This is a genomic window from Micromonospora coerulea (assembly GCF_016598485.1).
In the GTDB taxonomy this organism is placed as follows: domain Bacteria; phylum Actinomycetota; class Actinomycetes; order Mycobacteriales; family Micromonosporaceae; genus Micromonospora; species Micromonospora coerulea.
Genome location: NZ_JAEMUW010000031.1, coordinates 44,902 through 53,830, shown reverse-complemented (window position 1 = coordinate 53,830; position 8,929 = coordinate 44,902). Strand labels below are relative to the sequence as shown.

The 8,929-nt window shown below is 71.8% G+C and carries 7 protein-coding genes and 1 tRNA gene; 1 reads left to right on the top strand and 7 read right to left on the bottom strand.

The window, feature by feature from the left end; translation table 11 throughout:
- Positions 1 to 106 precede the first annotated feature (106 nt).
- The gene (locus tag I8N68_RS28225) at positions 107 to 301 is read right to left on the bottom strand and encodes a hypothetical protein (RefSeq protein WP_200215533.1); all 195 of its coding nucleotides are present in this window, start codon (positions 299 to 301) and stop codon (positions 107 to 109) included.
- 711 nt (positions 302 to 1,012) lie between these two features.
- Complete coding sequence (locus I8N68_RS28220) at positions 1,013 to 1,627, bottom strand: DUF5753 domain-containing protein (RefSeq protein WP_200215532.1); 615 nt, start codon at positions 1,625 to 1,627, stop codon at positions 1,013 to 1,015.
- A 12-nt stretch (positions 1,628 to 1,639) separates the two neighbouring features.
- Here I8N68_RS28220 and I8N68_RS28215 point away from each other — a divergent pair, with 12 nt between their 5' ends.
- Positions 1,640 to 2,638: a tyrosine-type recombinase/integrase gene (locus I8N68_RS28215; RefSeq protein WP_372433876.1), complete on the top strand. Its 999-nt coding sequence runs from the start codon at positions 1,640 to 1,642 to the stop codon at positions 2,636 to 2,638.
- 14 nt (positions 2,639 to 2,652) lie between these two features.
- Here the strand turns inward: I8N68_RS28215 and I8N68_RS28210 are convergent.
- From I8N68_RS28210 to I8N68_RS28190, 5 genes are all read right to left on the bottom strand, one after another.
- Positions 2,653 to 2,729 (bottom strand) — tRNA-Ile (locus I8N68_RS28210).
- Positions 2,730 to 2,792: 63 nt separating this feature from the next.
- On the bottom strand, positions 2,793 to 4,496 hold the full coding sequence (locus I8N68_RS28205; protein WP_200215530.1) for a M16 family metallopeptidase: 1,704 nt from the start codon (positions 4,494 to 4,496) through the stop codon (positions 2,793 to 2,795).
- On the bottom strand, positions 4,493 to 5,440 hold the full coding sequence (locus tag I8N68_RS28200) for a hypothetical protein (RefSeq protein ID WP_200215529.1): 948 nt from the start codon (positions 5,438 to 5,440) through the stop codon (positions 4,493 to 4,495). Before I8N68_RS28200 ends, I8N68_RS28205 begins: the two co-directional genes overlap by 4 nt.
- Positions 5,441 to 5,458: 18 nt before the next feature.
- Positions 5,459 to 6,742, bottom strand: coding sequence for an NAD(P)/FAD-dependent oxidoreductase (locus I8N68_RS28195; protein ID WP_200215528.1), 1,284 nt, complete (start codon positions 6,740 to 6,742; stop codon positions 5,459 to 5,461).
- The gene (locus tag I8N68_RS28190) at positions 6,732 to 8,870 is read right to left on the bottom strand and encodes an MMPL family transporter (protein ID WP_200215527.1); all 2,139 of its coding nucleotides are present in this window, start codon (positions 8,868 to 8,870) and stop codon (positions 6,732 to 6,734) included. The genes I8N68_RS28195 and I8N68_RS28190 overlap by 11 nt, the downstream gene beginning before the upstream one ends.
- Between the last annotated feature and the right edge of the window lie 59 nt (positions 8,871 to 8,929).

Sequence of the window (8,929 nt, the reverse complement as noted above, 5' to 3'; positions counted from 1 at the left end):
CTGATAGAGCGTAATTCGGCAACGCGCTCGGACGGGCGGCTCCACTCGCTTAGCACTGGTCGGGATTGGCCCCCGCACGGAAGGCGAATGCGGGGGCCGGACTGCGTCAGCGAATCGACCGGTGCAGGCGCTCCAGCGTGAGGAACGTAGCGAGGGCCAGGCTCAGCGGCGCCACCCCGTCGGGGTGCTGGTGAGCCGTGACGCCGACGACCGTTGCGATCAGCAGGTACGCGGCAGTGCTCAGCGGAATCTGACGGCCGCGCGAGCTGGGCTGCGGGTTGGACGGGTGGTTCGATGCCATCGGTGGGCAACCTTTCGGTCAGCCCACCCCGGTTCGGTGGACGGTCGCACGCTACGCTGTGTAGTCGACGGCGACCGCAGTCAGTCGCCGTTGGCCATCCTCGGCCGTCTCGTAGTTGAGACGGCCACGGCACAGCGCTAAGTTGTGCACGGATGCAACAGGATTAGGCCCCTGCACATCCGGCTTCCGTCCGGGGATTAGGCCCCCGGGGTGGGAGGTTCAATTCATCGAGTGCGGTGTCTCTCCACTGGAGAGGCACCGCACTTGCGTTCTGCTGACGAGCACACTAACGGCACACCCCGCCAGTCCTCTACCTGCCGCAGGTGTCGCACAGCGCTACGACTGACCTCAACTGACCTACACGGACTGCATACAGGTGCACTGAGCACAGTTGGGCACCGTGCAGCACGTGCGTTCGAGACGGCACCGGCTGGCATCCCCTGGCATCAGCACAGGTCAGCGACGTGTGTGAGGTACAAAGACCCGTACCGGACGGGACACGCCGGAGAACCACTGTGTGAGACGCGCCACAGGTACAGCGCTGGGGCTCATGACTGTACGTATTTCTCGAACGAACGCGACGGGCGGCCCGTACTCCGATTTTCTCCGCAGGCCCATCGTGGCTCGGGTAGCTCAACCAGGATGGCCGCCTGGTAGCGGGGCAGCCTTTCGCCCGATCGAGCCGCCGCCGGGTCTACCAGGACGGGCGCGCTAGTTGTGGAGTTCTTGAGCTGCGCGGACGATGAGTCTCCGGGCGTCGTCACCGGTGACGGCTTCGTCCCAGAGTCGTTCGATGGCCTTGGCGTACGCCGCGGCCTCGTCGTCGCGGTGCGTGGTTTCGCCGACGAAGGTTTCCACGATGGCGACGTCGTCGTACATCTGGAAGGAGTTCTGCGGGGTGGTGGCGAGCTGGACGCCGAGGGGCAGGATGCCGAATCGGATGTTCGGTACGCCGGCCACGGTTTGCAGGCGGTCGAGCTGGCCGCGCATGACGTCGGGCGGGCACAACAGCCACCGCAGCACGGGTTCGGCTAGCAGGAACTCGAACCGCTTGCTGGTGTCGTACAGCAGGTGTTGGCGCTGCATGCGGGCAGCTACGGCGGCGTCCACGTCGGCGATGTCGAGGTTGTGCAGCTCGACCATCTCGGTGAGGATGCGCCGCGCGTAGTCGGCGGTCTGGAGCAGGCCGGGCACGTAGACGGTCTCGAAGTGCCGGATCAGGCGCGATTCTGCGACGAGCTGGTTGTAGCTGTCCTGGACAGCGGCCTGGCCCTGGCGCATCCGGCGGCGCCAGTCGCGGTGCACGGCCTGGACCTCGCCGAGCATCCGCAGTAAGTCCTGGGCGGCGTCGTCCGCGCCGCAGGCACGCGCCCAGGCGTAGGCGACTGGGCCGCCCAGTGGTTCGCCAATCAGGTGCAGCTCAAGCCGTCGACTCGCCAGCGGTACGCCAGTCTCCTGCGGATACAGGTGCTTCCGGTGTGGGAACGCGTCCCGCTTTCGGCAGTCACGCACGCCGACGTTGGCGAGTGGGTGCGCCGCATGACGCAGGCCGGTCTTGCTCCGTCCACCGTTCGGCAAGCCCACCGGGTGTCCTCGCTGCTGCTGGCTCTGGCCGTTCGGGATGGCCGGTTGACTCGCAACGTCGCGGCCGGTGTGCGCCTCCCCCGCGTTGGGCGCGCCGACAAGGTGTTCCTGACGCACGCCCAGGTCGGCGAGCTGGCGGCAGCGGCAGAGCCTTACGGGCTAATCATCCGAGTGCTGGCCTACACCGGGCTGCGCTGGGGTGAACTGGCCGCGCTTCGGGTGCGCCGGGTGGACCTCGTGAAGCGCCGGCTGCTGGTGGCGGAGTCGGTGACCGAGGTCAACGGTCGGGCCGTGTTCGGTACGCCGAAGACGCACCAACGCCGGTCGGTGCCGCTCCCCCGGTTCCTGGTCGAGCCAATCGCCGCGCAGGTCGCCGGCCGTCCCGGTGACGAGCTGGTGTTCACGTCCCCGGCCGGTGACGTGCTGCGCAACAACAACTTCCGTCGCCGTGTCTTCGACCGGGCTGCGGAGTCGGTCGGGCTCGCCGGCCTGACGCCGCACGAGCTGCGCCACACGGCGGCCAGTCTGGCGGTGGCTGAGGGCGCCAACGTGAAGGCGGTGCAGCGGATGCTCGGGCATGCCTCGGCGGCCATGACGCTGGACGTGTACGCGGACCTGTTCGAGGACGACCTGGACCAGGTGGCGGACCGCCTCGACCGGGCAGCGGGCCGTGCTGCTGCGGACTCAGTGCGGACTGAGGGCGTCGGCCCCGATCTTGACGCCGTTCGTCCGGGTCGTCGGCAGCATGGCTGACCAGGGAAAACGGCTGGTGGGGCGGGCGGGACTCGAACCCGCGACCGAGGGATTATGAGTCCCCTGCTCTAACCCGCTGAGCTACCGCCCCGCTACCGCGCCGGATCGTAACCCGCCCGGTCGATCACCGGCCACCACGAAAACGGCCGGCGTCTCAGCGTCTCCGTCGCCGCAACAGCACGATGGGCAACGCGAGGATAACAGTGAGCAGCCAACCCACCCCGACCATGCCCCACAGCCAGCCCTCGTCGCCGTCGGCCTCGTCGGAGATGAACATGCCGAGGGTGAGCAGCAGGGTGATCCCGCCGACGCCGAGGGTGGCCAGTCCGCTGATCACCATCAGCGGAACCTCCCACCACGAGCGCTTGGCCGGCGCCGGGCGCTGCTGCGCGGGCGGCCGGTTGGTGGCGGCGTACGGCTGGGGGATCTTCTCCGGGGGGCGAGCCGGCATGGGCACCCGCCGGTCGGCGGGCACCTGCTGGTCGATCACGCCGATGGCGCCGGGGTGCAGGTCGAACAGGGTCGGCTCGATGTGCATCGCGATGGCGTCGTGGCCGATCAGCCGGCGGGCGCCGTCGGGCCAGGCGAGCAGGGCGGCGCACTCGGCGTACCGGACGGTGAGCGGGCCGCCGGGGCCGAGGTAGCTGACCCCGTCGATCCCGACCCGCAGCTCGCCCTCGCCGTCGCGTTCCCGGTAGGCGGTGCCGGTCACGGTGTGGGTGGAACGGGTGGGGGCCTCGGTGAAGCCGGCCCAGTCGGCGGTGGTGCCGTCGGGCACCATCAGCAGCGCGGTGGCGGTGACCTCCTGGGCCACCTGGTGCAGGTCGGCGAGGGTGACGGTCTTGAGTTCCGCGCGGAGCTCGTCGACGGTGACGGTGGGCTGGCCGGTGAGCAGGTCCAGCGCCTGGCTGGGCAGCCGGGCGGCGTCCACCTCGGCGGCGCCGAGGGCGTCCTCCCGCTTGGCCACGGTGGCGTCGAGGTCGGCCTGTTCGATCCGGCCGACGCGCAGCTTGGCCAGCACGTCGACGAAGCCGCCGAGGACCGCGTCCTGCTTCTCGAGCAGCGCGTCGGCGAGGGCGCGCAGCGTGGCGTGCCCGTCGCCCCGCGGCTCGTACCCGGTGTTGATGGTGTAGGAGAGCCCGTCCTCCTGGCGCAGCGAGCGGTACATCTCGCGCTCCAGCACCCCGGTGAAGACGCTCGCGGCGGTCCGCCGCCGCACGACGGCGTCCAGCACCACGGCCCCGGAGCCGTTGACGAAGTACGCGGGGGTGCGCGGCAGCGCCGACGACACCGGCGGCACCGGCTGCCGTACGCCGGACGGCAGCGCCAGCCGCAGCCCGGTGGGCACCCGGTCCCCGGCGATCCAGAGCACCGCGTTCTCCCGGGTGAACCAGCGGGCCGCCCAGGCTCGCAGGTCCTGTTCGGTGATCGCGTGCAGCCCGAATTCGGGGTAGCTGGTCAGGCCGTGGTCGCGGGCGCCGTGCCGCCACAGTGGCACCGAGTCGATGGCCGCGGTGCCGCGGCTGCTCCACTCGGTGCGCAGGATCTCCTTCTCCACCTCCAGCCGGGCCATCGGCAGGTCGTGGACGGTGTGGCAGACGGCGGTGAGGAAGCCGGCGATGTCGGACTCGGAGCCCTGCATGTAGAAGGAGGTGAAGATCGGCGCGGTGGCGCCGTTGAAGTGGTAGTCGGTTAGCCCGAGCGGGGCGAGCGCCAGGTGTTCCAGCAGGTGGGTGATGCCGCTGCGGGACAGGGTCTCGTCGGCGGTGCCGACGCGGAAGGTCAGCCCGGCCCGCATCGGCCCGGCGGTGGCGGCCAGCAGGGTGGGCACCCCGTCCACGTCCAGTTGCCGGATCATCGCAGGGCCCCCTTCGCGTACGCCTCGGCGCGAATGTTGTCGAGCACCTGGGTGCCGCCCACGTAGGACCAGGGGTGCTGGCTGCCCAGGTGGCCGAGGGCGGTGAGTTGGGCCGCGGCGGCGGGCCACTGTCCGGTCAGGCCGAACCAGAAGAGGAAGACGGAGCGAGTCGAGACCCAGCCGGGATCGTGCCGGAAGTTCGGGTGCAGCACCGAGCGCTGCCCCGCCGCCCAGATGTCCTGGACCAGCTGCGGATCCTGCAGGTACGCCCCCCGCTCGCCGTCGGTGTCGAAACACACGAACCGCTCCAGGTGTGCCTCGGCGAGCAGGACGGCGTTCTGTGCGCCCTCCGGGGCGGCGTGCATGCACTCCCGTGCGAAGTCGAAGACCTTCTCCCAGCTTCCGCCCCACTTCGGGCAGAGCTGCTGGAGGAGCCGGGACTGGGCCGACCGGTGGTGCGGCGCATACCGGGCGAGCCGGTCGTAGCGGCGGCGTGCCTCGGCCTGTCCGAGGCTCAGCCCCATCGCGGTGGTGAGCCGCTCCTCCCAGGCGAGGACGTTGCCGGGTTCCCGGGCACACACGTCGATGAGGATCTGTTCGGCCTGCCGCAGGTGCTCGTGGAGTTGGGCGAACTGCTCCCGGCTGACGTCCTTCGCCAGCTTGTCCGTGCGGATCTTCCACCCGGCGTCGATCAGGTGCGCGGCGAGCATGGTGGCAGCCACGGTGTCGCCCGGCTGCCGGGCGAGCACGTGGCGGAGCCACTCGCCGATCCCGGCCTGCTCGTCGGCGAAGCCGGCCAGGAACGCCCGGCCGGCCCAGTCGCGGGGGTCGAGCAGTTGGCGTACCCGAGGCCAGTCCCGCGCGGCGAGCGCCGCGCGCATGTCGTTGACCTCGGGGAAGGCGGCGGCCGGGTCGAAGTCGATCGCCGGGAGGGGTGCGGGCATGGCGGCGATCATAAGTGATCACGAGCCGGCCTCGGTTCCCCCGTCCAGCTCGGACGCACCACCCGGGCTGGGGCGCAGCGCGGCCAGGACGGCCCCGGCGGTGCGCCAGCCGCTGGCGAGCGCGCCCTGGATGGAGGGGCTGTCCCGGTGGTCGCCGGCGACGAAGAGCCCGTCACCGAGCGCCACGGGCTTGCGCAGCCGGCCCTGCGGTGGCGGGGCGGCGGGCAGCGCCTCCGGGATCGACACGGTGCTCAGGTGCGTCCAGTCGGCCGTGGACCGGCCGTAGAGCCGGTCCAGTTCCTGCCGGATCGCCGGCTCCGGCGGGGCCTGTGGGCCGACCACGGAGGTGGCGACCAGGTGCCGTCCGGCCGGCGCGTATGTCGGCGCCGCGTTGCTGAGCACCACCGTGTTGGCGACGAGTTCCCGCCGGTCGCCGTCGACGAGCAGGATCGGCTCGTCCAGCGGCGCGCTGTCGGTGGCGTGGTAGTAGGTGTGGTAGCTGTGCATCCGTACCCGACCGAGGCGGGGCAGCAGGCTGGCCGCCGCCGGCGGGTCCACCGCGACCACGACGGCGCGGCAGGCGATGTCGCCGGCCTGGGTGCGGACCCGGCCGGGCGCGACCTCGGCCACCGGAGTGTCCAGCTCGATCAGCTCGGCGGGCAGCGGGTCGGCGATGGCGCGGGGCAGCGCGCCCATGCCGGCGGCGGGCAGGCCGATCCGGCCGCGGGCGAAGGAGCGCAGCACCATGGCCAGCACGCGGCTGGAGGTGGCCAGCTCCCGGTCGATGAGGACGCCGGAGAGGAACGGCCGGAGCAGCTCCTCGATGATCCCGGCGGAGAGGCCGGCCCGGCGCAGCGCCGCCTCGCTGGTGGTCTCCGGCGCGGCGAGCAGCCGGCTGACCGGCAGGGTGGCGCAGCCGGTGGCGAGGGCGGCGAAGCGCAGCCGGTCGAGCAGGGAGCCGACCCCGGCGGTGGCGGTGCGCGCCGTCCCGGTGGGCTCGCGCAGCGGGTTGACCAGCCGGTCATGGCGGTCGCCGCGGCGCACCAACACCCCGGAGGTGAACCAGCCCAGGTCGAGCGTGGCCAGGTCGAGCAGGGTGCCGAGCCGGGGGTAGGCGGTGTTGAGCACCTGGAAGCCGCGGTCGAGCAGGAAGCCGTCGACCCGGTCGGTGGCGACCCGGCCGCCGAGCCGGTCGCCGGCCTCCAACAACCGCCAGGGCACGCCGGCCCGGTGCAGCCGGCGGGCGGCGGCGAGGCCGGCCAGACCGCCGCCGACCACGACCACGTCGGTCTCAGCGAGCACCGGCCACCTCCGCGCCGGCCCGGTCTCCCTCGCGGCTCGTCCGCGACAGCCGGCCCGGCCACCAGATCTTCGGCCCGATGTCGTACGCCAGGGCGGGCACCAGCAGCGACCGGACGACGATGGTGTCGAGCAGCACCCCGACGGCGACCGCCACGCCCAGCTCGACCAGGACCACCAGCGGCAGCACGGCGAGCGCGGAGAAGGTCGCGGCGAGCACGATGCCGGCGGAGGTGATCACGCCACCGGTGACGGCGAGGCCGCCGAGCACGCCGGCGCGGGTGCCCCGCTTGACCGACTCCTCGCGGACCCGGCTCATCAGGAAGATGTTGTAGTCGATGCCGAGGGCGACCAGGAAGACGAACGCGAAGAGCGGGAAGGACTGGTCGACGCCGGGGAAGTCCAGCAGGTACTTGAAGATCAGGGCGCAGAGCCCCAGCGTGGCCAGGAACGACAGCACCACGGTGGCGATGAGCAGCACCGGGGCGAGCAGGGCGCGCAGCAGCAGCGCCAGGATGACGGCGATGACGACCAGCACCACGGGGATGATGACGTTGCGGTCCCGGGTGGAGGCGGCGGCGGTGTCCACGTTGATGGCGGTGAAGCCGCCGACCACGGAGTCGGAGCCGGGCACCTGGTGCACCGCCTCGCGCAGGTCGCGGATGGCGCGTTCGGCGCCGTCGCTGTCCGGCGGGTCGGCGAGCGTCACCTGCAGTTCCACCCGGCCGTCGACCACCTTGGGCTGCGCGTTCGGGTCGGGCGGGCCGGCCTGGCCCTGCTCGGTGAGCGGGCGGACCGAGGCCACCCCGGGCACGCCCTGGGCCACCTGGGCCACCTGCTGCGCGGTCGCCTGGGTGGTGAAGATGGTGGCCGGACTGCCGGTGCCCGCCGGGTAGTGCCGGGCGATCACCTCCTGGCCGGCCACCGAGTCGGTGCGGCTGGTGAACAGGTCGGACTGGCCGAGGGTGGTGGCGCCGAGCTGGCTGAGGCCGAGGGTGAGTGCGGCGAGCGCGACGGCGGTGACCAGCCAGACGGTGCGGGCCCGGCGGGCGACGAAACCGGCGATCCGGTTCCAGATGCCGTGCTCGGCCCGCCGGTCGGATCGGTCCTCGCGGGGCGTTCGCGGCCAGAACGCCCACCGTCCGCCGAGCACCAGCAGTGCGGGCAGGAAGGTGAGCATCACCAGCAGGGTGGCGGCGATGCCGAGGGCGGCGACCGGCCCGAGCGCCCGGTTGGAGTTGAGGCTGGACAGCAGCAGGCAGAGCAGGCTGACGATCACGGTGGCGCCGGAGGCGATGATCGCCGGGGCGGCGCCGCGCCAGGCGGTCCTCATCGCGTCCCACGGCTGGTGGTGCCGGTGCAGTTCCTCCCGGTAGCGGGCGATGAGCAGCAGGGCGTAGTCGGTGCCCGCGCCGAAGACCAGCACGGTGAGGATGCCCTGAGCCTGCCCGTTGAGCTTGATCACGTCGTGCTTGGCCAGGTAGTAGACGAAGACCGAGGCCAGCGAGTACGACATCCCGGCGGCGAGCAGCGGGAAGATCCACAGCACCGGGCTGCGGTAGACGATCAGCAGGATGATCAGGACCACGACCAGGGTGACCAGCAGCAGCGGGCCGTCGATGGCGGTGAAGACCTCGATGAGGTCGCCGAGCAGGCCGGCAGGTCCGGCCACGTTGACGGTGAGCCCGTCCCGGTCGGGGCCGGCGATGTCGCGCAGTTGGTGGACGACCTGCCGGATCTGTTCGCCCTCGGCGGCGTCGATCGGGACGACCACCTGTACGGCCTGGCGGTCCTGGCTGACGATCGGCGGCGGCAGTGGGCCGAGCACCCCGGGCAGTTGGGCGAACCGGGCGGCGTCGGCCTGCACCCGCTGCTGGTCGGCGGGGGTGATCCCGGAGGTGCGCTCGTAGACGACGAGCGCCGGGGTGGTCTCCTTCTCCACGAAGCCGGCGGAGAGGTTCTGGGCGCGGGTGGCCTCCGCGTCGGTGGGCAGGAAGGCCGCGTTGTCGTTGGTGGCGACCTCGCCCAGCTTCCCCGAGTACGGCCCGGCGATCCCGCCGACGATCAGCCAGCCGAGCACGACCGCCACGGCGATCAGCGTGGCCGTCCAACGACCCCGTCCTCCGGTCATCTCCACCCCTTGGAATCGACGCACCAATCGACGCAGCGGGAGTCTAAGCCGACATCGAC